Source organism: Paraburkholderia sp. (genome assembly GCF_035656215.1).
Lineage (GTDB): Bacteria > Pseudomonadota > Gammaproteobacteria > Burkholderiales > Burkholderiaceae > Paraburkholderia.
Genome location: NZ_DASRSY010000380.1, coordinates 1 through 22,441 on the forward strand (window position 1 = coordinate 1; position 22,441 = coordinate 22,441).

General features: G+C 60.7%; 20 protein-coding genes. 6 read left to right on the forward strand and 14 right to left on the reverse strand.

Going from position 1 to position 22,441, the window contains the following annotated elements:
* The first annotated feature begins 251 nt into the window (after window positions 1-251).
* Window positions 252-1,748 carry a DHA2 family efflux MFS transporter permease subunit gene (locus VFE81_RS22070; RefSeq protein WP_325046626.1) on the forward strand — a complete coding sequence of 499 codons (1,497 nt, stop codon included), beginning with the start codon at window positions 252-254 and terminating at the stop codon, window positions 1,746-1,748.
* Between the two features lie 159 nt (window positions 1,749-1,907).
* Entirely contained in the window at window positions 1,908-2,741 is an 834-nt protein-coding gene (locus VFE81_RS22075; protein ID WP_325046627.1) for an AraC family transcriptional regulator, read from the forward strand.
* A 22-nt stretch (window positions 2,742-2,763) separates the two neighbouring features.
* Here VFE81_RS22075 and VFE81_RS22080 read toward each other — a convergent pair whose 3' ends face one another.
* The 6 genes from VFE81_RS22080 to ehuA form a co-directional block, all read right to left on the reverse strand.
* Window positions 2,764-4,101, reverse strand: a complete 1,338-nt coding sequence (locus tag VFE81_RS22080) for an MFS transporter (protein ID WP_325046628.1) — start codon at window positions 4,099-4,101, stop codon at window positions 2,764-2,766.
* Between the two features lie 149 nt (window positions 4,102-4,250).
* Complete coding sequence (eutA, locus tag VFE81_RS22085) at window positions 4,251-5,024, reverse strand: ectoine utilization protein EutA (protein ID WP_325046629.1); 774 nt, start codon at window positions 5,022-5,024, stop codon at window positions 4,251-4,253.
* A gap of 3 nt (window positions 5,025-5,027) precedes the next feature.
* Window positions 5,028-5,687, reverse strand: coding sequence for an ectoine/hydroxyectoine ABC transporter permease subunit EhuD (gene ehuD, locus VFE81_RS22090; protein ID WP_325046630.1), 660 nt, complete (start codon window positions 5,685-5,687; stop codon window positions 5,028-5,030).
* 4 nt (window positions 5,688-5,691) lie between these two features.
* Window positions 5,692-6,351 (reverse strand): ectoine/hydroxyectoine ABC transporter permease subunit EhuC, encoded by a 660-nt coding sequence (gene ehuC, locus VFE81_RS22095; RefSeq protein ID WP_325046631.1) that lies wholly within the window; start codon window positions 6,349-6,351, stop codon window positions 5,692-5,694.
* A gap of 73 nt (window positions 6,352-6,424) precedes the next feature.
* The gene (gene ehuB / locus VFE81_RS22100) at window positions 6,425-7,267 is read right to left on the reverse strand and encodes an ectoine/hydroxyectoine ABC transporter substrate-binding protein EhuB (RefSeq protein WP_325046632.1); all 843 of its coding nucleotides are present in this window, start codon (window positions 7,265-7,267) and stop codon (window positions 6,425-6,427) included.
* Window positions 7,268-7,334: 67 nt separating this feature from the next.
* On the reverse strand, window positions 7,335-8,225 hold the full coding sequence (ehuA, locus tag VFE81_RS22105; RefSeq protein ID WP_325046643.1) for an ectoine/hydroxyectoine ABC transporter ATP-binding protein EhuA: 891 nt from the start codon (window positions 8,223-8,225) through the stop codon (window positions 7,335-7,337).
* 408 nt (window positions 8,226-8,633) lie between these two features.
* Here ehuA and doeA point away from each other — a divergent pair, with 408 nt between their 5' ends.
* Both doeA and VFE81_RS22115 read left to right on the forward strand, forming a co-directional pair.
* Complete coding sequence (gene doeA, locus VFE81_RS22110) at window positions 8,634-9,854, forward strand: ectoine hydrolase DoeA (protein WP_325046633.1); 1,221 nt, start codon at window positions 8,634-8,636, stop codon at window positions 9,852-9,854.
* A 61-nt stretch (window positions 9,855-9,915) separates the two neighbouring features.
* Window positions 9,916-11,010, forward strand: a complete 1,095-nt coding sequence (locus tag VFE81_RS22115) for an alcohol dehydrogenase family protein (RefSeq protein WP_325046634.1) — start codon at window positions 9,916-9,918, stop codon at window positions 11,008-11,010.
* 158 nt (window positions 11,011-11,168) lie between these two features.
* Here VFE81_RS22115 and VFE81_RS22120 read toward each other — a convergent pair whose 3' ends face one another.
* The 8 genes from VFE81_RS22120 to VFE81_RS22155 all read right to left on the reverse strand — a co-directional run bounded on the left by VFE81_RS22120 (window position 11,169) and on the right by VFE81_RS22155 (window position 20,601).
* Window positions 11,169-12,566 carry an aspartate aminotransferase family protein gene (locus tag VFE81_RS22120; RefSeq protein ID WP_325046635.1) on the reverse strand — a complete coding sequence of 466 codons (1,398 nt, stop codon included), beginning with the start codon at window positions 12,564-12,566 and terminating at the stop codon, window positions 11,169-11,171.
* A gap of 41 nt (window positions 12,567-12,607) precedes the next feature.
* A complete protein-coding gene (locus tag VFE81_RS22125; RefSeq protein WP_325046636.1) occupies window positions 12,608-14,131 on the reverse strand; it encodes an NAD-dependent succinate-semialdehyde dehydrogenase in 1,524 nt (507 codons plus the stop codon).
* Window positions 14,132-14,274: 143 nt separating this feature from the next.
* Window positions 14,275-14,766 (reverse strand): Lrp/AsnC family transcriptional regulator, encoded by a 492-nt coding sequence (locus VFE81_RS22130; protein ID WP_325046637.1) that lies wholly within the window; start codon window positions 14,764-14,766, stop codon window positions 14,275-14,277.
* A 7-nt stretch (window positions 14,767-14,773) separates the two neighbouring features.
* Window positions 14,774-15,811: a N(2)-acetyl-L-2,4-diaminobutanoate deacetylase DoeB gene (gene doeB / locus VFE81_RS22135; protein WP_325046638.1), complete on the reverse strand. Its 1,038-nt coding sequence runs from the start codon at window positions 15,809-15,811 to the stop codon at window positions 14,774-14,776.
* Between the two features lie 112 nt (window positions 15,812-15,923).
* Window positions 15,924-16,925, reverse strand: coding sequence for a cyclodeaminase (locus VFE81_RS22140; RefSeq protein WP_325046639.1), 1,002 nt, complete (start codon window positions 16,923-16,925; stop codon window positions 15,924-15,926).
* Entirely contained in the window at window positions 16,922-17,926 is a 1,005-nt protein-coding gene (gene eutB / locus VFE81_RS22145; RefSeq protein WP_325046640.1) for a hydroxyectoine utilization dehydratase EutB, read from the reverse strand. Before eutB ends, VFE81_RS22140 begins: the two co-directional genes overlap by 4 nt.
* A gap of 165 nt (window positions 17,927-18,091) precedes the next feature.
* Complete coding sequence (locus VFE81_RS22150; RefSeq protein ID WP_325046644.1) at window positions 18,092-19,489, reverse strand: PLP-dependent aminotransferase family protein; 1,398 nt, start codon at window positions 19,487-19,489, stop codon at window positions 18,092-18,094.
* 308 nt (window positions 19,490-19,797) lie between these two features.
* On the reverse strand, window positions 19,798-20,601 hold the full coding sequence (locus tag VFE81_RS22155) for a helix-turn-helix transcriptional regulator (RefSeq protein WP_325046641.1): 804 nt from the start codon (window positions 20,599-20,601) through the stop codon (window positions 19,798-19,800).
* Between the two features lie 155 nt (window positions 20,602-20,756).
* Here VFE81_RS22155 and VFE81_RS22160 point away from each other — a divergent pair, with 155 nt between their 5' ends.
* Window positions 20,757-21,902, forward strand: coding sequence for a P1 family peptidase (locus tag VFE81_RS22160; protein WP_325046642.1), 1,146 nt, complete (start codon window positions 20,757-20,759; stop codon window positions 21,900-21,902).
* Window positions 21,903-21,985: 83 nt separating this feature from the next.
* The coding region (locus VFE81_RS22165; RefSeq protein ID WP_325046645.1) for an extracellular solute-binding protein at window positions 21,986-22,441 on the forward strand (456 nt) is incomplete at its 3' end.

Consider the following 22,441-nt stretch of genomic DNA (forward strand, 5'->3'; position numbering starts at 1 on the left):
CGTGGTTCATGCTGGCCTCCGCGCGGGAAATCGCCGGGATGTGCCGTGTGCACATCGTGCGGCTCTGGCAGTAATGCTAATCCGCGTCTGGTTCCTCACGGCGGGCCAGCCGCTGACTCACGGAAAGTCATACTGCCTAAAATTCCCCATTGCCATCAACGGGTTGCCGACCGGGTTTCCGACTTTGTGCCGAGCGGCGGCACGTCCGGCATCCGCTTGCACCGGCCTGACCACGGCAAAGGAGTCCCCGCATGACCCATTCGATCCACGGCAACAAACGCTGGCTGGCGCTGATCGTTCTGTGCCTCGGCGTGCTCATGATCGTGCTCGACACGACGATCGTGAACGTTGCATTGCCGTCTATCGCTGCGGATCTCGGTTTTACCGAGACCTCGTTGGTGTGGGTGGTCAATGCGTACATGCTGACCTTCGGCGGCTGCCTGCTGCTTGGCGGGCGGCTCGGCGATCTGTACGGCCACCGCAAGCTGTTCCTCGGCGGCATCACGCTGTTCACGCTGGCGTCGCTCGCATGCGGCATGGCGAATTCGCAAGTGCTGCTGGTGTGCGCGCGTGCCGTGCAGGGTTTGGGTGGCGCGGTCGTCTCTGCTGTTTCGCTCTCGCTGATCATGAATCTGTTCACCGAGACCGGTGAACGGGCGAAAGCGATGGGCGTATATGGCTTCGTCTGCGCGGGTGGTGGCAGCATCGGTGTCTTGCTCGGCGGGCTGCTGACCAACCTGCTGAGCTGGCACTGGATCTTTCTCGTCAACCTGCCAATCGGCATCGCCGTCTACGCGCTGTGCCTCGCGCTCTTGCCGTCGGCACGCGGTCACGCGCATGGGGAACGGCTCGACGTGGCCGGCGCGGTAACGGTGACTGCTTCGCTGATGCTGGCCGTGTACGCGGTTGTGAACGGTAATGAAGCCGGCTGGACCTCGGCGCAGACGCTGGGCATGCTATTCGCCGCGCTTGCACTGCTAGCCGTGTTTCTCATTATCGAAGCACGCGTGCAGCATCCCTTGATGCCGCTCGGTCTGTTCCGCTTGCGCAATGTCGCGACGGCGAACGTGGTCGGCGTACTGTGGGCGGCCGCCATGTTCGCGTGGTTCTTCATCTCCGCGTTGTATCTGCAACGCGTGCTCGGTTACCGGCCATTGCAGGTCGGGCTCGCGTTTTTGCCTGCCAATCTGATCATGGCGTTCTTTTCGTTGGGCCTATCTGCGCGCGTGGTGATGCGCTTCGGTCTGCGTCTTCCGCTTGCCGTCGGTCTGCTGGTCGCTGCGTGTGGCCTCGCGTTGTTTGCGCGCACGCCGGTTAATGGCAACTTCGTGCTCGATGTGCTGCCCGGCATGCTCCTGCTCGGCTTCGGCGCGGGCATCGCGTTCAATCCCCTCCTGCTGGCTGCCATGAGCGATGTCGATCCGAGCGATTCGGGCCTGGCATCCGGTATTGTCAATACGTCGTTCATGATGGGTGGCGCACTCGGCCTCGCGGTGCTCGCGAGTCTTGCGGCAGCGCGCAGCGACGCGATGCAGGCTTCCGAAAATGCGGTGACGGCGCTCAACAGCGGCTATCACGTGGCGTTTCTGTTCGGTGCGATCTTCGCCGCGGTGGCGGGTGTGCTGGGCGGTCTGCTGTTGCGCCCGGGGCAACCTGGCGGTGCTCACGCAGACGCGGACGCTCACGACGCGTCCGCATCGGAACAGTCTCGCTCCACCGGCAACGAGGCAGCGGCGGAAAACTATTAACCTGCGGTTTATTTCGGCTCACCGGACGAAGACATTTCGCCTACCTGAACGCGGTCCGCTCGCCACACTTGCACGCGGACCGCAGCAAAACCGCAAGCGCGATCAAATGCGCCGCATCGCGCCTGGCTATGCTGGCTTCATGCAGACATGAGAGCCGATATGAATCCCGTTGGAAAAGCGCTCTGGTTTATCGAAAGCCGTTTTGCCCGCGAGTTGACACTCGACGACATCGCCAACTGCGGATGCGTGTCGCGTTTTCACCTGGCGCGTGCTTTCGAAGCGGCCACCGGACTTTCGGTGATGCGCTATGTTCGCGCGCGCCGCCTGAGCGAAGCGGCACGGCGTCTCGCTGACGGTGCGCCCGACATCCTGACGGTCGCCATCAACGCCGGCTACGGTTCTCATGAAGCATTCACGCGAGCGTTTCGCGAGCAATTCGGACTCACCCCCGAAGCGTTGCGCGCGCGTGGTCACCTCGACAACATTGCCATCGTGGAGCCGATCAAAATGGACGAAACCCTTCTCACGCATCTGGAACCGCCGCGTTTCGAAGACGGTAAACCGTTTCTCGTCGCCGGCCTGAGCGAACGCTATACCTGCGACACCAGCACCGTCATTCCGTCGCAATGGCAGCGCTTTGGCGACTACTTCGGCAAGGTGCCGGGGCAAGTGGGCGGCGTGGCCTACGGCGTTTGCTACAACGCCGACGACGCGGGCAGTTTCGACTACCTGTGCGGCGTCGAAGTCAGCGACTTCTCAGCGCTGCCCGCCGAACTGAGCCGCGTACGCATTGCCGCGCAGCGCTATGCGGTATTCAGCCACCGCGAGCACATCTCGACGATCCGGCGCACCGTCAACACGATCTGGAATCAATGGCTGCCCGCGTCGGGACATGTGCCAGCGGATGCGCCGAATTTCGAACGCTATAGCGAGCAGTTCGACCCGATCAGCGGCATGGGCGGGCTCGAAATCTGGCTGCCATTGAAGGCCTGATTACTGGCGCGTTAAATATTCCCTATTTCCTGCCGGGTATCTCCCGCCCGCGTATCGAACAGCCCGATGTCTCCGTCACGAAGATCAGCGCGAACGCGCCAATCGCGCAGGCGCCCATCATGTAGTACGCCGGCATCAGCGTATTGCCGGTATGGGCGATGAGCCATTCGTTCACCATCGGCGCTGTTCCACCGAAGATCGACGTCGAAATGTTGTAGGCGATCGCCATCCCGGCATAACGCACCTGCGTGGGAAACATCGCCGGGAACATCGCTGAGATACTTGCAAGTTGCGGAACGTACAGCAAACCCAGAAGGGAAAAACCTACGATTGCGCCGGGCACCCCATGCTTCATCAGGAGGAACATCGGAATGGCAGCGACAAAGAGCCCAACCAGCGAAAACCACCAGACGTTCTTGCGGCCAACCCGATCCGAGAATGTCCCGGCAAAAGGAAGAAAGACCATCATCGCCAACATACCGATTAGCGGAACGAGCAACGACATGTTGTCACTCATGCCGAGCTGCTTCTGCATGAAAGTCGGCATATAAGCCAGCAACACGTAATTGACGACGTTCAACGCCACCACCAGGCCGCCCAGCAACAGCAGCGGTTTCCAGTATTCGGTCAGCAGGGCTTTCAGCGGCGCGCGGGTACGCTGTTCCTTGTGGCTCGATTGTTCCAGTTCGAGGAAGACAGGCGTGTCCTCCAGTTTCGACCGCAGATAGAAACCAATCAGACCAAGCGGTGCCGCGATCAGAAACGGCAATCGCCAGCCCCAGGCATGCATGGCTGTGCTCCCCAGCACGACGGAACAACCGAGCATCAGGAACGCGCCGAGCGAGAAACCTGCAAGGGTGGCGAATTCAAGGAAACTGCCGCAAAAACCGCGCTTTCTGTCGGGCGCATATTCGGCCATGAAGGTAGCCGCGCCGCCATACTCCCCTCCAGTCGAAAAACCTTGAATCATCCGCAAGACGATCAGCAGCGCCGGCGCCCACCACCCGATGCGTGCGTAAGTCGGCACGAGCCCCACCAGCAGCGTTGCCACTGACATCATGATGATTGTCAGCGCCAGCACATGCTTGCGCCCCAGCCGGTCACCGAGCGGCCCCCAGAACAGGCCGCCGAGCGGACGAACCAGAAACGAAATAGCAAAGGTCGCGAGTGCGAATAAGGTGGCCTGCGCCGTACTGCCGGGAAAAAGCGCAGCCGATATGTAGGTCAGACCGTATGCGTAGATTCCATAGTCGAACCACTCCGTGGCGTTGCCCAGCGCCGAAGCGGCGATGGCGCGGCGCAACAGGCTCGGCGATTGGGGTTGCAGGGCCTCGCTGTTCAATGGATGTACGTAGCTCATCGTTCCTCCTGAATTTCGAGCGATCCGACACATTCAGCACCGCCCCGAGTCCACAATACCGCTGAGGCGATATTTGAAAGATGTTCTAGGACGATGCAATCGTTGGGGTTTTCCATGATCTCCGGCTGCCTGGCGCTAACCCATTTGACTCAATGGACAGGCAGCGGCAGCGTCATCAATCGTCCCTGCGCAGGTTTGGCGGTGGTGTCGCCGCAAAGGCGCAGACACATCCATGCAGTGGCCAAATTGCTGCTCACAACCGCCTTGCCGATTGCGGCCTCGATTCGCGTGATAACCGCCGCCGCCCGCACCGCCGTGCAGGAGATAAAGAGCGCATCGGATTCTTCCGCCATCGCGTCACGCGCGAATGCGACGATATCGTCGTATGAAATCCGCGCCATCTCCCGGTCATCGGTCAAACCAATACACGTGAAGCGGTCGATGATGAAACCTTGTGCGGCGAAGTACTCGGCCATCGACCGGCTGGTTTCAACCGTATAGGGCGTCAGCAAGCTAATGCGGCGCGCGCCGAGCGCTTTGAGCGCGGTGACTGCGGCGACGGTGGGCGTGACGACTTGTGCCTCGGGTTTCGCTGCATGAATAGCCTGCTCGATCTCCGCGTCTCCGATCACGACGGATGCCGACGTGCACGAATACATCACCACGTCGAGCGTTTCGTCGGGCAAGATCAACGCGGCGCCAGCGGTCAACAACGGCTGCATTGCGAGCAGATTCTCCGGCGTCACCGGATTTGCATATGGCACGCGATTCACGTAGATGCCGATACGTTCATTCGCGACGAGCCTCGCAAAGTCAGGTTCGGTGGTGTGATCGGTTGCGAGGATCACAAGGCCGATACGTCTGGCGAAAGCGCGATTGTCCAGACGCGGCACCCGGCTTGGCAGATGGATGAAAGTCAGCATCGCTTAGTGCCCGAGGTTGGGGAAGCGTTTTTCGAGCAACCTCACGCCGACCACCGCAATAAGGCTGATACACAGAAACAGCACGCCGACGAGCGTCATCGGTTCGAGGTAGCGGTAATCCGTGTTCGCGATGATCTTCGCCTCGTTCATCAATTCGAGGACCGTAATCGCCGACAGCAACGGCGTTTCCTTGAACATCGAAATCAGATAGTTCGCGAGCGCGGGCAGCATTGGCGGGACCGCTTCGGGCAAGATGATGTGCTGCCACATCTGCGCCGGACTCAGGTTGCACGCCTTGGCGGCTTCCCATTGCCCGCGCGGCACGTTTTCTATGCCGGTCCGATAGACCTCGGCCGTATATGTCGCGTAATGAACCCCCAATGCGAGTACACCGGCGGCCAGCGCCGGCATCCGGATGCCAATGTCGGGCAGCACATAGAAGACAAAATAAAGCTGCACGAGTAACGGTGTGCCGCGAATAAAGCTCGCCACGGCCGTGGTGGCACGCGACACCGCGCGATTCGGCGAAAGCCGCAAGATCGCGAACGCCATGCCCACCACAGCCGCCACCACCGCGCCGAGCAAGGTCGCGAGTACGGTGATCTTCAGACCTTGCAGCAAGATCGGCATAATCCCGCGCGCGAAACTCCAGTCCCATTCCATACGGCTATCTCCTCATCCCGTCGAGACCAAAGGTCATCCGGCGTTCGAGCTTGCGCACGCCGAACGAAATCAGGCAGGCCATGGCGAAGTACAGCGCGAGAATCGTCGCGAACGGTATTAACGTATTGCCGGTTTGCGCGCGGACGACTTGCGCCTGGAATGTCATGTCGCCGAGCGAAATCAGCGATACGACCGCTGTGCCTTTAAGCAATTCGATCGCGTTGTTGCCGAAGGTGGGCAGCATCAGCGGCAAGGCTTGCGGCAATATCACGTGACGCATGCGTTGATACGTGGACAGATTCAACGCAATGCATGCACTCCTCTGCTCCTGACCAATCGCGACGACCGCACCACGTACCACTTCCGCGCCATACGCACCCACATTCAAGCCGAGTGCGAGTACACCGGCCTGGAGCGGCGTGAGGGTGAGCCCGACCATCGGCAACACGAAATACGCCCAGAACAACTGAACAAATACCGACGTGCCGCGAAAAAACTCGATATACGACGTAGCGAGCGCGCGCACCGCAAAGAATCGCGACAGCCGCCCAAGTCCCGCGACGAACGCCATCACGAGCGCAAGCACCGTTCCCATCACAGTGAGTTCAACGGTTGCTTCGGCGCCTTTCAGAATCAGCAGCAGATAGCCGGACCAGTCGTTCATCAGCGCACCTCGCAGGCAATGGAATGGCCGTTTAGCGTGCTACTACGTAGCGTGCCAAGCGGCCCGGGCGGACTCAGTTCTTCGCCGCGCACAGCTTTTCACGGCTCGTCGACATCGCTGCCTTTGCCGAGAAGCCGTACGGCTCGACGATCTTCGCGAACTCGCCGGATTGCTTCATCTTCTTCAGTTCGATGTCGAAAGCATCACGCAGCGCGGTGTCCTGCTTGCGGAACGCCACGCCGTCGCATTGCACGGGCGTGCCCTGCACCGGGGCGATCGATTCGAGATTGGCGTCTTTGGCTTTCGAGAGCAGATCGCTGATCGACAACAGCGGCAGCGCGAACGCGTCGATGCGCCCGTCCTGGAGCATCTTCAGGCCACTTTGACCGTCCGGCACAATAACGACGCGCTCGGTCGGAATTTGCGCGGCGGTCGCGAGTTTCTGTTCGGTCGTGCCGCCTTCGACGCCGATCACCGCTTTGGGATCCTTGGCGATTTCCTCGTAGGTCTTGATGCTTTTGGTGTTGCCCTTCTTGACGGCAAACGCCTCCACCGCGCACAGCACCGGCTCCGAGTAAGCAACGGCGGCGCAACGCTGCGGCGTCATGAAGAGACCGGCTGCGATCGCGTCATGCCGCCCCGCGGCGAGACCCGGAATCATTGCGCCATATTCGGAGATCGACGCGACGATATCGTTGACGCCCAGCTTCTTGAAGACCGCTCGAGCCACATCAGGCGCGGCGCCCGTCACCTTACCGTCCGCACCGACCGCAGTAAACGGCGGTTCGTTGGCAATCGCGATGCGCGCAAAACCCTGCTCCCTGAGTTGCGCGAGTTTGTCCTCTGCCGCGACTGCGAGGCCGGTCAAAGCCAGCAGCGACAACGTCCCCGTGATCAGAATCCCCTTCAGTTTCATGATTTTTAGCTCCTAAAGCGTGGTGGCGTGCAACGTTAAGGGTGCGTAGTTATGTGGCGTTGGTAGATCAGATCCGGTGACCCGCGGCGATGATCTTGCGGAGAAACGCCTGGGTTCGCTCATGCTCTGGATGACTGAAGATATCTTCGGGCTTGCCTTCCTCCACGATCCTGCCGCGATCGAAAAACAGCACACGGTCCGCAAAATCGTGGGCGAAACCCATCTCGTGCGTAACCAGCAGCATTGTCATATCGGTTTCTTTGGCGAGCCGCTGCATCACGTTCAGTACCTCTTCAACGAGCTCGGGGTCGAGCGCGGAGGTCACTTCGTCGAAAAGCATGATCTTGGGTGCGAGGGCCAGCGCCCTCGCGATCGCCACGCGCTGCTTCTGCCCGCCGGAGAGTTGCGCCGGTCGGCTCTTTGCCTTGTCGGCCATACCAACCATATCGAGTAGTTCCAGCGCGCGTTTTTCCGCCGACTCGCGGTGCTCACCTTTGGTCAGCATTGGCGCGAGCGTCACGTTATCGAGCACGCTCTTGTGCGGAAACAGATTGAAGTGCTGGAAGACCATGCCGATCTTCTCGCGCATCTTCTGCAGGTGGCGCTCGCTCGCGGGCACCACCTGGCCACCGTGCGGCATATGAAACAGCTGTTCGCCGTCCACTTCGATGTGGCCGCCATCGATCGATTCGAGCGTCATCAGAATGCGCAGGATCGTGGTCTTGCCGGAACCCGACGGGCCGATTAGCGCGAGCTTCTCGCCCGGCATCACATCGAGCGAGAGTTCGTCGAGCACGGTCAGCGCGCCGTAACGCTTTGTGATGCGATCGATTCTGATCAACGGCTTCGTCATCGGCGCCTCCCGGCGTGCCTGAAAGGTGCCGGCAAAGGCCGACGGAAGCGTCGCTGGGGTGATGGCTGAAGCGCTCAGCATGTCGGCGACTCGCGCGGTTTTCATATCGATTCGGTTCCCGTTCGTCATACCTGGCTCGATGGAAGGTGATGCAGCGGCGATGCCGGGCAAAGAACTATGCAAATCAGAATACAAAGCCATATTTGCGTTCCGATTGCCCTAGAACAATTCTTTTTCCAGGGAGAACCGGGCCGCGCTATGAGGCGAAGGGACGACAGGACACGAAGCCGGCGTACGAGCCAGGGGCAACACCTATAAGCGCGGTGCGAACCAGATCACGACGATGTCGCGGAGTTCCGCGCCTCCGATTCAGGCAGGCGATGAAGATTGAACTAGCACATTAAAAGCCGCTTTTCGCGGCATTAGACTGCGGCCAGAAATGCCTACAGGTGTCTCACTGCGTGTATGAGGCACTACCTTCCGCAACGACGTCACGCTCAGAGAGAGGGGAAGATGTCAGATACAACGCAACAGGAACCGCGAACCACAGCACCCGTCGTACGCCTGCCGTTTGAACGTGCCGAATACGCCGCCCGTATCGGCAAAACGCGTAAAGCGATGCAGGCAGCAGGAATCGAACTACTGATCGTGTCCGATCCGACCAACATGGCGTGGCTCACCGGTTATGACGGGTGGTCGTTCTACGTGCATCAGTGCGTGCTGCTGGCGCTGGACGGCGAACCGGTCTGGTTCGGCCGTGGCCAGGACGCGAATGGCGCAAAGCGCACCGTGTTCATGGCGCACGAGCAAATCGTCGGTTATCCGGATCATTACGTGCAGTCCTCCGTGCAGCATCCGATGGATTACCTCGCCCGTGAGGTGATCGAGGCGCGCGGCTGGGGCGCATTGACGATCGGCGTGGAAATGGACAACTATTATTTCAGCGCCGCGGCTTATCGTTCGCTCGTCGCTCATCTTCCCAAAGCGAAATGGCACGACGCGACCAGTCTCGTGAACTGGCAGCGCGCCGTTAAATCGCCGCGTGAGATCGAATACATGCGTGTGGCCGCTCGCATTGTTGAAAAGATGCATGCGCGTATCGTCGAACGGATCGAGCCCGGCATGCGCAAAAACGACCTGGTCGCCGAGATCTACTCGGCAGGCATTACCGGCGTCGACGGCTATGGCGGCGACTATCCGGCAATTGTGCCGCTGTTGCCCACTGGCGCCGATGCCGCCGCTCCGCATCTGACCTGGGACGACACGCCCTTTGCCAAAGATGCCGGCACGTTCTTCGAAATCGCCGGCTGTTTCAAGCGCTATCACTGCCCGCAGTCGCGTACCGTGTACCTCGGCAAACCGCCGAAGCATTTCATTGACGGCGAGCGCGCGGTGGTGGAAGGCATTGAAGCGGGCCTAACCGCGGCCAAACCCGGCAATACGTGCGAAGACATCGCCAACGCATTCTTCGCGGTGCTGCATAAATACGGCATCGAGAAGAACAGCCGCTGCGGCTATCCGATCGGTGCGAGCTATCCGCCGGACTGGGGCGAACGCACAATGAGCCTGCGGCCGGGGGACAAAACGGTCCTCGAACCGGGCATGACGTTTCACTTTATGCCGGGCCTGTGGCTCGACGACTGGGGACTCGAGATTACCGAAAGCATCCTGATTACCGAAACCGGCGTCGAGACCTTCTGCAACACGCCGCGCAAGCTGTTCGTCAAACCGTAAACCTGTCAACCTCTGTGCCGCCGCGACAGCGACGCGCACAGGAATACGTTAAAGGGGAAACATGCTTCCGAAGACAATGAAGGCCGTCGTGCTGACGGCCCACGGCGGCCTCGACAAGCTCGTCTATCGCGACGACGTGCCGGTTCCCACCTATAGAGCAGGCGAAGTGTTGCTCGAAGTGACAGCTTGCGGGTTGAACAATACCGACGTCTGGGTTCGCGAGGGTGCGTATGGCACGGATGACGACCCACAAGCCGTTTCCACCTGGCGACGCGGCCGCTCGACGCTGTCGTTCCCGCGCATTCAGGGCGCGGATATTGTCGGACGCGTGGTCGCGGTGGGCAGTGGAGTCAGCGATGCACGTATCGGCGAACGCGTGATCCTCGATGCATCGATCTATAACCGCGACGACGACAGCCTCGCCGATATCGATTACATCGGCCACGGCCGCGATGGCGGTTACGCCGAATACACGGCGGTACCTGGGGAGAACGCGCATCGCGTCGATTCCACTTACTCCGATGCGGAGCTCGCAACGTTCTGGTGTGCGTATCACACCGGTGAACAGATGATCGAGCGCGCCACCGTCAAAAGCGGCGAAACGGTACTGATTACGGGCGCTTCCGGCGGCGTCGGTTCGGGAATCATCCAACTGTGCCGCGCGCGCGGTGCGATTCCGTATGCAGTGGTTAGCAAGGGGAAGGAAGATGCGGTGCTCAAGCTCGGCGCAGAAGGCGTGATGCTTCGCGACAGCGAGAATTTCGTCACGGATGTCGAACGGATGATGGGCGGCCGGCCAGTCGATGTGGTGGCCGACCTGGTCGGCGGCACGCTGTTCGGCAAGCTGCTGAACGTGCTACGGCCGGAAGGCCGCTACACGACGGCAGGTGCTATTGCCGGACCGGTCGTCCAACTGGACTTGCGCACGATGTATTTGAAGCAGTTACAGCTGAACGGGTCTTCGCAAGGAACACGCGCAGCCTTCAAACGCGTGCTCGACTATATCCAGTCCGGCACGATCAAGCCGGTTCTGGCCGCCACCTATCCTCTGTCGAAGTTTCATGAAGCGCAAACGCAATTCATGGCCAAGCGTTTCGTGGGCAACATCGTCGTGAGTCCGGACCGGCATTACACGCAAGCAGCAAAACCGGCTTGAATGACAGGCATGCATGACGCGCAGCCGGATCAGCGATCATTCGCGCTGTTTCGGCTGTTTTTCTATCCACCTCACGACACTTCACGATCGAAAATCGATCAGGAGCGCCGGCCGCACCGCATTCGCTGCGGCACATAAACCGGCGCACCACCACTCCGTTACGCGGAAGCGGCCGGCGCAAAGACCTGTGACGCAACTTCATCCACCGCCTCACGTGCCAGTTTCACGATCTCGTCGACGTCGTTGCGCGACGTGACCAACGGCGGCGCGAAGCCGAGAATATCGCCGTGCGGCATGGCGCGAGCGATCAAACCACGCTGCAACGCGGCAGCCGAGACGCGCGGACCGACCTTCAGCGCTGCATCGAACGGTTGACGGCCATCCTTGTCGGCCATGAATTCGAGCGCGGCCAGCATGCCGGCGCCGCGCACTTCGCCAACCAGCGGATGAGAATCAAACGCCGCGTGCAACTGTTCGAGCAGATACGCACCGGTTTGCGCCGCGTTCTGCGTGAGGTTCTCGCGCTCCAGAATATCGAGGTTCGCGAGTGCCGCCGCGGCGCAGATCGGGTGACCGGAGTAGGTCCAGCCATGACCCATCGCGCCGAACTCCTGCGACGCCTTGTCGATTACGTCCCACACGCCTTCGCTGACGATCACGCCCGACAGCGGCGCATACGCACTGGTCAAACCCTTCGCCACGGTGATCAGATCCGGCGTGATGCCGTAGTGTTGCGCGCCCATCTTCGAGCCGAGGCGTCCGAAACCGCACACCACTTCGTCACAGATCATCAGGATGTCGTGCTTCTTCAGCACCTGCTGGATCGCGGACCAGTAACCCGCCGGCGGCGGCAGAATGCCACCCGTGCCCATCACCGGTTCAGCGATGAAGGCTGCGACCGTATCGGCGCCTTCCTGTGCAATGAGCTTTTCCAGTTCTTCCACACAGTACGCGACAAATTGCGCCTCGTTCATGCCGGCGGGCGCTTGTCGATACCAGTGCGGACATACCGTATGTTTGACGCGCTCGATCGGCAAATCGAAATACTGATGGAAACTCGGCAAACCCGTGAGACTACCGGTGACGATCCCCGAACCGTGATACCCACGCTGGCGCGAAATGATCTTCTTCTTGTTCGGGCGACCCTTCACGTTGTTGTAGTACCAGACGAGCTTGATCTGCGTTTCGTTCGCATCCGAACCGGACATGCCGTAGTACACCTTCTTCATGCCCTTCGGCGACCAGTCGATAATGCGCGACGACAGCTCGATGATCGTATCCGTCGAGTGGCCGACATACGTGTGGTAGTAAGCAAGCTTCTTTGCCTGCTCGTAGATCGCTTCAGCTACCTCGGTGCGGCCGTAGCCGATATTCACGCAATACAGGCCCGCGAAGGCGTCGATATACGACTTGCCTTCATGGTCTTCGATGCGGATGCCTTTCGCGCCGGTCACGATACGGCCGGGCAGTGCCCCGCTCGCATGGTCGTGAGCATGCGTCGAAGGGTGCATGAAGTGCGCGCGGTCGGCGTCGAAGAGTTGGTCGAGTTGGGTCATCGGAAGCTCCTTCGTGTAATCGTTGGATGGGTTGGGTTGACTCAGGCCGTCGCGGCAGCCGCCGTTGCAGCAGCCAGGCGGTGAGCGGGAAGGCTGTCGGTTACCGGCAAACCGAGTTGGCCGAGGCAGAAATAGCGGGTTTCGACAAACGGATCAAAGCCTTCGACCCCGCCTTCGCGGCCGAGTCCTGATGATTTGATGCCGCCGAATGGAATCGGCGCGCCGGTGAATTTCGCGCCGTTCACGGACACCATCGCAAAGTCGAGACGGCGGATGAGTTGAAACACGATGTTGAGGTCCCTCGCGCAGACATAGGCGACGAGGCCGTATTCGGTGTCGTTCGCGCGTTCAACAACTTGGTCGAGCGAGTCGAATGGCGAGACTGCTGAGATGGGCGCGAAGTTTTCTTCGTCGTAGATGCGCATGCCGGGCGCGGCGTCCGCGACCACGGTCGGCTCGAAGAACCAGCCACCGCGTTCATGGGCCGCGCCGCCGGTGGTAATGCGCGCGCCCTTCGCTTTCGCGTCGGCGACGCGCTGTGCCGTGGTGTCGAATGCGGCTTGATGCATTAGCGGACCGACATCCACGTCCGCTTCGAATGCGGCACCGACCTTCAGCGCTTTCACGGCTTCGCTATATTGCGCGACGAACGCTTCGTACAGCGGCCGGGCAACGAAGATGCGATTCGCCGCGCAGCAGTCCTGACCCGAAGTCTGAAACTTCGCCGCGATTGCCACGTGTACGGCCTGATCGAGGTCGGCATCTTCGGTCACGATGAAGGGCGCGTTGCCTCCGAGTTCCAGCGCCGTCTTCTTGATACCGGCCTGGGCCGCGGTCTGCATGACCAATGCGCCGACGCGCGTCGAACCGGTGAAGCTCACCGAGCGCACCCGCGTATCGCGCACCAGCGTTTGCATGGCCATTTGTGGCTCGCCGAGCACGACATTGAACACGCCTGCGGGAAAACCCGCTTCTTCCGCAAGTTGCGCGAGGGCAAGTGCGGAGAACGGTGTTTCATGCGCGGGCTTCACCACCACAGTGCAACCGGCGGCGAGCGCCGCGGCTGCCTTGCGTGTGATCATCGCGCAGGGGAAATTCCACGGCGTGATCAGCGCGGCCACGCCGACGGGCTCGATCACCGTGCCCAGGTGCGCGCCATCGATATGCGTGGGAATCGTGCGGCCGTTCAAGCGTCGCACTTCATGCGCGAACCATTCGACGAAACTCGCGCCATAGGCGATTTCGCCACGTGCTTCGGCGAGCGGCTTGCCCTGTTCGAGCGACAGAATCGCAGCCAGATCATGTTGATGGCGCAGGATCAGCTCATGCCAGCGCAACAGCAGTGCCGAGCGTTTGGCGACCGGCAGCCAGCGCCACGTAGCAAACGCACGCTGCGCCGCATCGACCGCTTCGGTGATTTGTGAAGCGTCGAGCATCGGCACGTGGCCGAGTACTTGCTGATCGGCCGGATTCTGCACGGCGATGCTCGCGGCGCTCGCGCTGTGCACCCAGCGTCCGTCGACGTAGCACAGCGATTTGAATAAGACCGGATGACCCAGCAACATGGCGACCTCCTGTGTGCGATGTATGCCTGTTACTGTACGTCCGGCAGCGATGCGGTTTTTTTCGTTGGAGCATCGCAAAGTCAGTGTTTTTTCTGGATTTCGCCGCGACGTGTGGCAATTTTCTGACGCGATCGCCGTGCGTTTCAGCTATCGTCGCCGATCGTTTGTTCTGCCCAGTCCGGCAAACCTTCCGCGCTGTTCTTCACCACCTTCGTGACGATGTACGTAAAGTACTTCTCGATGCCCAGTTCGTCGGTCAGTAGCGAGTCGATAAACCGCTGATAGTGGTCGATGTCGCGCGACATCACGTGCATCACATAGTCAACGCCGCCGCCCGTCGCGTGGCATTGCACGACCTCCGGTGCGGAGGCAATCCGCTCCTCGAAGCGCCGCATGTCCTGCGCGGTGTGACGCGCCAACGTCACCTCGACCACGACCCGGCTGCCCTTGAAGGCGCGCACCCAGTCGATATCGGCGCGATAACCTCGAATCACACCGCCCTCTTCCAGACGCTTGACGCGCTCCCACGCCGGCGAGATCGACAGATTGATCTCCTCGGCGAGACGCGACTTGGTGATACGTCCGTCGCGCGCGAGAATGCGCAAAATCGCCAGGTCGTAACGGTCGAGTTTCATCGCGCGGTCAGACTCCCACCGGTATGCCGCGCTCGACGACATCGGCCACTACCGCCACCGTATCGCCGATCCGCACGAGACCCGGAAAATGCCGGGCCGCGAGCAGGCCGCCGCGGCGCGCGCGATATTCGACAGGCGCGACGCCCGTGCGCGACGCGTCGTAAATCCGCGCGATCACTTCACCGCTTTCAACCATCTCGCCGAGGTCCTTGCACAATTCCAGCAGACCGTCGTGTTCGCTCGTCGTAAAACAGGTGCCGTCGGGCATGTCGAGCAGTGTCGTGGTGCGTGAGGTTTGATGCCCGGATTGGCGCGCAACTTTTTCTTGCCCGAGGATGCCCGCATGCTGCAGGAAACCATGCACGCCGCGCTCCGCCACCGCTACGCTTTGCACCGTTGCCGTGCCGCCGCCACCGAGTTCGGTCGACACGAATACCTTGCCCGCTTCTTCGACTGCTGTGTCGTACAGGCCGACGCTGTCGAGTTCGAGCATCCGCATCGAATACGGCGCGCCGAATGCGCGCATCGCCGCTTCGCACCGGGCTTGCTGATTAGCATCCGGCAACAGATGAATCGCCGCGAGCGGCACGAAATCGAGCGTGCGGCCGCCGGCGTGCAGATCGAGCACGTAATCGGCGAGCGGCAACAGATAGCGCTGAAAGTAATCAGCGATCTTCTCGGTGATCGTGCCGTCCGGTTTGCCGGGGAAGCTGCGGTTCAGATTGCCGCGATCGATCGGCGACGTGCGGCTGCCCGCGCGGAACGCGGGAAAATTCATGAATGGCACGATGATCACGCGCCCTTTAACATCGTTGGCTTTCAAAGTTGCGGCCAGCTTCGACAACGCGATCGGGCCTTCGTATTCGTCGCCGTGATTGCCGCCGGTGAGGAGCGCCGTCGGCCCCTCGCCGTTTCGGACCACCGTGACCGGAATCATCTCCGCGCCCCACGCGGACGTGTCGTGCGAATGTGGCAGCTTCAGAAACCCGTGTTGTTCGCCGTCGGCGTTGAAATCGACCGTCGGCTGAATAGGTGATGCCCGCATATGCATTACTCCCTTATGACCAGCTTGTGCGGCGTGTTGCAGAACGTTTCGGTGCCGGAACACCTATGCGCGTATCCAGTTCCGGTCGTTTTGCTTCAGACATAGGCCGCTCTCAGCGCTTCACGTCATTGCGAAAGATTGTCCCTGCCCCTGCGGCATGCGCTCGCTTCAATGCCAGCGAGGCAATCGCGGTGTCCTGCGCGCCGGTACCGGTCAGGTCGCAGATCGTTACGTCGGTTTCATTGGCGCGACCCACAGCCTGTTCGGCAATCACCTGACCCAGTTCTGCTATCGCGGCGCCGGCGTGCATCACGCCAGCATTCAACGCGTGATGCAACTCGCCCAGCACGCGAGTTTGTTGCACCCGGTCGCACACGTAGCGTGCCGCGGCGAGCGCTGCCGGCGCGATTTCATTCTTGTGCTCGGCGTCCGAACCCATCGCCGTGATATGCAGGCCTGGATGCAGGTCTGTGACGTCGATCAGTGGTGTGCGGCTTGGCGTGGTGGTGATCGCGATGTCCGCTTCGGCGAGCGCATGATGGACATTGCGTGCAACATCGCATGGCACGCCGAGCGAGGCGGTCATTTCCGCGGCGAAGCGCTGCGCACTGGCCGGATCTCGCGCCCATACGTGCACGCGTTCAACGCGACGCACCAGCATCAACGCCCGCAATTGCAAACGTGCCTGTTCGCCGGCGCCAAGCACCGCGACTTGCGGCGTGTGCTGTTTCGCCAGCCAACGCGCTGCGACCGCGCCGGCGGCCGCGGTACGCACGGCCGTTAGATAACCGTTGTCGAGCAGCACTGCTTCAGTCAGACCGGTCTTTGCCGACAACACCAGCATCAGCCCGTTCAAACTCGGCAAACCAAGCGACGGATTGTTGAAGAATCCGGGACTCACCTTGATAGCGAAACTGTCGAAGCTCGGCAGCCAGGCCGTCTTGACGTCGACTTCGCCGTTGTGTTCGGGCAGATCGAGCCGCAGGATCGGCGGCATCGCGACTGCTTCGGTAGCGAGTGCGAGAAAGGCGGCTTCCACCTGATCGACGGCGGCAAGGTCGAGCGGCACGAGTTCGCGAAGCTCAGCTTCGCCAAGGAGCGTGATCGAGGTCATAGAATGGTGTGTGAGGCAGGTTGGGTCGACGCGGCATCTACGATTCGGCGATGCAGGTCCATCTCGATGTTGGCACCCGTCACGATGAGCACGAGCGGCCCACGTTTGACGCGCTCGGCGGGCAGCTCGTCATCGAGCAAGGCGGCAATGCCCACCGCCGCCGCGCCTTCCACGACGAGCCGTTCGTGCTGGTATGCATGCGCAATGCCACGTGCAATCGACGCCTCGCTGAGCAGCACGGTCTCGTCGATCAGATCGCGGGTGAGCGAATACGTATAGCGGTTTTCGAGTCCGATGCCGCCGCCGAGTGAATCGGCGAGCGTTTCAACTTCTTCGACCAGCACCGGCTGGCCGGCCGCGAGACTCGCATGCATCGCGGCACCGCGCGCCATCGTCACGCCGGTCAGGCCGATCGCGCGATTCGCGCTTTTAGCCGCGAACGCAATGCCCGCAAACAGGCCGCCACCGGACAGCGGCACGACGATGTTCGCGACATCCGGCAACGCCTCGACGATTTCCAGTCCGATGGTCGCCTGACCGGCGATCACATGCAGATCGTCGAATGGCGGGACGTAGGCGAAGTCTTCTTCGCGGACCAGTCTCAACGCTTCATGTTCGGCCTCATCCTGGTTTTTGCCGACAATCCGCGCTTGCGCGCCGAGTGCGCGCACGGCTTCGACTTTATTCGTCGGCACGAGCGCAGACATGCAGACGGTCGCGTCGATACCCAGCGCGCGGGCCGCATGCGCAATCGCGCGGCCGTGATTGCCCGTCGAGGCCGTCACGACTTTCCGGCAACCCTGTTCGGCGAGTCGAGCGAGTGCATTGGTGGCGCCGCGTAGCTTGAAGCTGCCGGTCGGCTGCACGGTTTCGAGTTTCAGAAAAACCGGTGTGCCAGCCTTCTCCGACAAACTCAGCGATTCAATGAGCGGCGTATGACAGACGCGCCCCGCGATACGGCGACGCGCGCGATAGACATCGGCTAACGACAGAACGGACATGAACGCGGCCCTGCACGAAAGGGTTCAATTCCGATGCTGTCGCGCCTGCGTTGTCACGCTGATTTGCGGCCGCATCGTTTTCAATGCAGTCCAGTCTAATGTTCTAAAAAACGATTTCCATTGTCCTAGTTCATTTCATGCGAGCAGTGCCAAATTCGATCGATCTCAGGTGAAATCGTGCACCTGTGGGTACTGCTCGAACACGTCGCGCATCGTTTCCAGCGCGCTTTTATAGGTTTCTTCGCCGACCTCGGCGCCAACGCAGATACGCACCGCATTCGGCCGGTCCGCGTCGCGCACCAGAAATGGATCAGGTGAAGTCACGGCAATATCGCGGTTACGCAGCTCCCTCACCAGACGGTCGGTGCGCCAGTGATCGGGCACGCGCAGCCAGGCGGACAGTGCCTGTGGATGCGCGCCGAGCACATATTTACCCAACGTTTGCTGCAATTGCGCCTGACGCCGCCCCAGACGTTCGCGTTGTATTTCCACGAGCCGTTCGGCAGTCCCGTCGACGATCCAGCGTGTCGCCACCTCGGCCATCGGCGAAGTCGCCATCCAGCTGCTCACACGCAGCACGCTTTCAGCACGAAGCGCGAGCCGCCGCGGCGTGGCGAGGTAGCCGATCCGCAAACCGGTCATCACCGACTTCGTCAGGCTCGTGCAATAGAACGACAAATCGGGAATCAGACTCGAAATCGGCGTGCCATGCTTCGTAGGCAAAGGACCGTAGACATCGTCCTCGATCACGTAAACGCCGTAGCGTTCGGCGATTTTCGCAATCGCGCGGCGCCGCGAGTCGGGCATGAGCGCGACGGTGGGATTGTTCAGCGTGGGCGTGCAGACAAGGGCCGTGATGCGCTCGCTATCGCACATCTCTTCGAAGTGTTCGGGGTGAATGCCATACTCGTCGATCTCGAGGCCTTTCAGCGTAAAACCCAGCACGTTCGCCGAGCCGATCACGCCATGGTCCGTGAGGCTTTCGCACAGCACCGTGTCGCCCGGCCCCACGAGCGAAGCCAGCGCCAGAAAGATGCCGTGCGCCGCGCCATTCGTGACTAGCAGCGTATCCGCCGAAGCCGGCATGCCCAACGACGCGAGCCACGCGACTCCCGCCTGCCGGTGATGCTCGAAGCCTGCAATAGGCCGGAACGCGCGAATCCAGGGTTGGTCGTCGAGCGTCGAGAGCGTCGCGCAGACCTTGCGCCACATGGCGTCGTGCTCCGGCGTATGGATGATGCGTGCGATCGAAAAGTCGACCACCGAACGCTCGGCCGTGTCGAGCATATAGCTCGACATGGTTTCGGTGACTCGCGCCGCCACGAAACTGCCGCGCCCCACTTCGCAGCGGATCAGCCCTTGCCGCTCCAGTTCTTTATAGGCATTGGTCACCGTCTGCACGCTGATCGCCAGTTCCGAGGCGACGTCGCGCTGCGGCGGCAAGCGCGCGCCCGCCGGCAACGACTCGCTTTCGATGTCGCCCGCGATCGCCTTGACCAGCCGTTTATATTTCGATTCCACGCCGTGCACCGCGCGCACGGCTTCCCGCCACTGCTCGATCACCGCTGCCCTCCGTTTGTCGTCGGACCCCACCTATGTCCACTCCACCTCAATAGTGAGGCCAAACACTGCACAAAAATAATTGTCCTAGTGCATTGGGGCGTAAATATAGGAGTTTGTATCGTGCATTTACGGGGGACGGTACCGGCCGGTTAGATCGGCGGCGTGGCAAGCTGCGCGTGCTGAAGGGATACGTCGATGAAAAACATCTTCGGCTTGTTCTTCAAGCTGCCCAATGTCATGTATTGCCTATTGTCGGAGGAATCGACGAAGGCAATCGCTTCGGGATCATCGATCGGAATCGGTTCGCATCAGCCTGCGTCCGGTTCTTCGCCCATGATGAGCAGAAACAGTGTCGCCTGGGATGAGATATCCAGCTTCCTGTAGAGATTGCGCCGGTGAACCTTCGCGGTAGCGGGTGACACACCGAGTTGCCTCGCCATATTTTTGGTCGAATGACCCGCCAGAATCAGCAGGGCGATTTCAATTTCGCGGTTGGTCAGCGACGCATTGGAGCGCTTGCGCAACGCCTGTTCGAAGTGAATGCGCCGGTCATTTCCAGCGGTAGAACTCACGGGCGGGGGGAGCACCGCTTTCTGTGCCGCCAGGGTATGGCGCATCAACGGAAGCAGCCATGCGCCGTAGAGACAAAGAGTTCCGATTTCAGTCGAACTAAAGCGGCGTTCACTCCCTATCGACACAGACAGTGTTCCGCCCGCGGGCAGCGGTGCTAAAAACTGCATCTCGTCTTCCAGCACGTTCACTGAAAAATAACGACGAAAATATTCGGTTTCCCGAAAGTGATCGGGCGCGACTTCGTCGAGGCAATACACGCCCGGACTGATCGCGCCCAGGCTGAATTGATAGAAAGGGTCCAGCAAATAGACGTTGTTCAAATACCCCTTGAACAGTTCGTCGTTCGACGTGCGAGCCTGGATCTCTGCAATCAGCTGCGGCTTCCCGGTGGGCCAGAAAACCATCACCACCCAGTTGTCAAAGTGGACCACTCTGCGCAAGAGATCGATCAGCGCAGGCCAGAACTGCTTGTCGTCGAGTTTTTCGACCAGACGTCCAAGCCGCTGATGAAATGCAACGTCCGCTACTTCAAGCTGCATGCCAGTTTCCCCCACTACCCCTAACGGGGTAGTTCGCACCATCGTTCTAGCCCTTCGGCCTGATTTTCACCGGTTACGCCCCACCCTACCATCGCAGTACCCCGACGCATGCGCGCCGGCAGGCTTGCTCGCAACGAGCAACACAGGAGACAGGTATGGGTATCAGAGACATCGGTGTTCGAGTTGGCCACGGCACGCCCGGTCCATTTAACAGCATCACCGACGTGCAAGGCGTAAGAGTGGGTCATCGTACCCTGGTCGAAAATCGGGCAGAAGTATCGATTCGAACCGGCGTGACCATCATCGAGCCACGCGCCGGCATTGCGCGGTTTGATCCATGTTTTGCCGGCTGTCACGTACTCAACGGAAACGGCGACGCCACCGGTCTGGAATGGATACGCGAATCCGGCTTGTTGAGCACGCCCATTGCCTACACCAACACGCACAGCGTCGGCGTGGTGCGCGATGCGCTGGTCGCCGCCGAACGCGCATGGGTCGGCGACAGCCAGTACTGGTGCATGCCGGTAGTGCTGGAAACTTTCGATGGCGTGCTGAACGACATCTGGGGACAGCACGTCACCGCAACACATGTCCACGAAGCACAGGCGCAGGCCCGCAGCGGCCCTGTCGCCGAGGGCTCGGTTGGCGGCGGCACCGGCATGATTTGCCACGAATTCAAAGGGGGCATTGGAACCGCCTCACGCAGGCTCGCAGCGGATGACGGCGGCTGGTGCGTGGGCGCGCTGGTCCAGGCTAACTACGGCCGTCGCGACGCGTTGCGGGTGGCCGGCTATCCCGTCGGCGAGGCGCTGCGGAATCTGCCGTCGCCTTTCGATCGGCGTCAGGCAGGCGTCCCCGGAATGGGGTCGATCGTGGTGACGCTTGCGACCGATGCGCCGCTTCTTCCGCATCAATGCGAGCAGCTTGCACGACGCGCAGGCATTGGATTAGCGCGTGTGGGCGGTGGCACCGAATATTCCAGTGGCGACATCTTCATCGCCTTCTCGGTAGGTAATCGCGGCATACCGCCGGCGGACTACGGCAAAGCGGGCGAGCCTGTCATCAACGTGCGCAGCGTCAGCCAGGATTTCATGTCTGCGCTATTTGTCGCGGCTGCGGAAGCGGTCGAAGAGGCCATTCTCAACGCACTGGTTGCTGCGGAGGATATGGATGGACGAGGCGTTCATGTCGCCTCGCTCGGCACCGCCCGACTACTGAAAGCACTGGAGCAAGTCGGCTGGCGTCACGAAGCGGATCACGCAGACCGCCATTCGCTGACTGACTCCTCTCCCCTTGCTTGAGATCCTTCAATTAAACCGAAAGGCTATATATGACTTCTCGCCATCTCATCACTGTTGTCACAGGGATTCTCGCAGCGTCGGGGATGCTGGCTGCGACGACAAACCACGCTAAAGCCGAAGAACTGAACCTCTACAACTGGTCGGACAATATTGCTGACGACACGGTGTCGGGCTTCGAAAAGGAAACCGGGATTCATACACGATACGACGTCTACGACGGCGACGATACCTTGCAGGCGAAGTTGCTGAGCGGTTCATCGGGCTATGACGTGGTGGTGCCATCGTCCGCCTACGCCGGCAAACAGATTCAGGCGGGCGTCTATCGGAAACTCGACAAAAGCAAGATTCCGAATCTGGCTAATCTGGATCCCGTGCTCATGAAAATGCTTGCGTCAGCCGATCCCGGCAATCAATACACGGTGCCCTGGTCATGGGGAACGGACGGCATCGGTTACAACGTCACGAAGGTCACGCAAATTCTGGGCAAGGACGCGCCCTACGATAGCTGGAGCCTGCTGTTTGACCCGCAATACGTATCC

Excerpts from the sequence above, each read along its gene's own strand:
- doeB (WP_325046638.1), bottom strand. The coding sequence starts at position 15,811 with ATGCGGGCATCACCTATTCAGCCGACGGTCGATTTCAACGCCGACGGC.
- eutB (WP_325046640.1), bottom strand. The coding sequence starts at position 17,926 with ATGTCCGTTCTGTCGTTAGCCGATGTCTATCGCGCGCGTCGCCGTATC.
- VFE81_RS22140 (WP_325046639.1), bottom strand. The coding sequence starts at position 16,925 with ATGACCTCGATCACGCTCCTTGGCGAAGCTGAGCTTCGCGAACTCGTG.
- VFE81_RS22130 (WP_325046637.1), bottom strand. The coding sequence starts at position 14,766 with ATGAAACTCGACCGTTACGACCTGGCGATTTTGCGCATTCTCGCGCGC.
- VFE81_RS22160 (WP_325046642.1), top strand. The coding sequence starts at position 20,757 with ATGGGTATCAGAGACATCGGTGTTCGAGTTGGCCACGGCACGCCCGGT.
- ehuB (WP_325046632.1), bottom strand. The coding sequence starts at position 7,267 with ATGAAACTGAAGGGGATTCTGATCACGGGGACGTTGTCGCTGCTGGCT.
- VFE81_RS22120 (WP_325046635.1), bottom strand. The coding sequence starts at position 12,566 with ATGACCCAACTCGACCAACTCTTCGACGCCGACCGCGCGCACTTCATG.
- ehuA (WP_325046643.1), bottom strand. The coding sequence starts at position 8,225 with ATGAAAACCGCGCGAGTCGCCGACATGCTGAGCGCTTCAGCCATCACC.
- VFE81_RS22070 (WP_325046626.1), top strand. The coding sequence starts at position 252 with ATGACCCATTCGATCCACGGCAACAAACGCTGGCTGGCGCTGATCGTT.
- VFE81_RS22125 (WP_325046636.1), bottom strand. The coding sequence starts at position 14,131 with ATGTTGCTGGGTCATCCGGTCTTATTCAAATCGCTGTGCTACGTCGAC.
- ehuC (WP_325046631.1), bottom strand. The coding sequence starts at position 6,351 with ATGAACGACTGGTCCGGCTATCTGCTGCTGATTCTGAAAGGCGCCGAA.
- VFE81_RS22080 (WP_325046628.1), bottom strand. The coding sequence starts at position 4,101 with ATGAGCTACGTACATCCATTGAACAGCGAGGCCCTGCAACCCCAATCG.
- eutA (WP_325046629.1), bottom strand. The coding sequence starts at position 5,024 with ATGCTGACTTTCATCCATCTGCCAAGCCGGGTGCCGCGTCTGGACAAT.
- VFE81_RS22155 (WP_325046641.1), bottom strand. The coding sequence starts at position 20,601 with ATGCAGCTTGAAGTAGCGGACGTTGCATTTCATCAGCGGCTTGGACGT.
- VFE81_RS22075 (WP_325046627.1), top strand. The coding sequence starts at position 1,908 with ATGAATCCCGTTGGAAAAGCGCTCTGGTTTATCGAAAGCCGTTTTGCC.
- ehuD (WP_325046630.1), bottom strand. The coding sequence starts at position 5,687 with ATGGAATGGGACTGGAGTTTCGCGCGCGGGATTATGCCGATCTTGCTG.
- VFE81_RS22115 (WP_325046634.1), top strand. The coding sequence starts at position 9,916 with ATGCTTCCGAAGACAATGAAGGCCGTCGTGCTGACGGCCCACGGCGGC.
- doeA (WP_325046633.1), top strand. The coding sequence starts at position 8,634 with ATGTCAGATACAACGCAACAGGAACCGCGAACCACAGCACCCGTCGTA.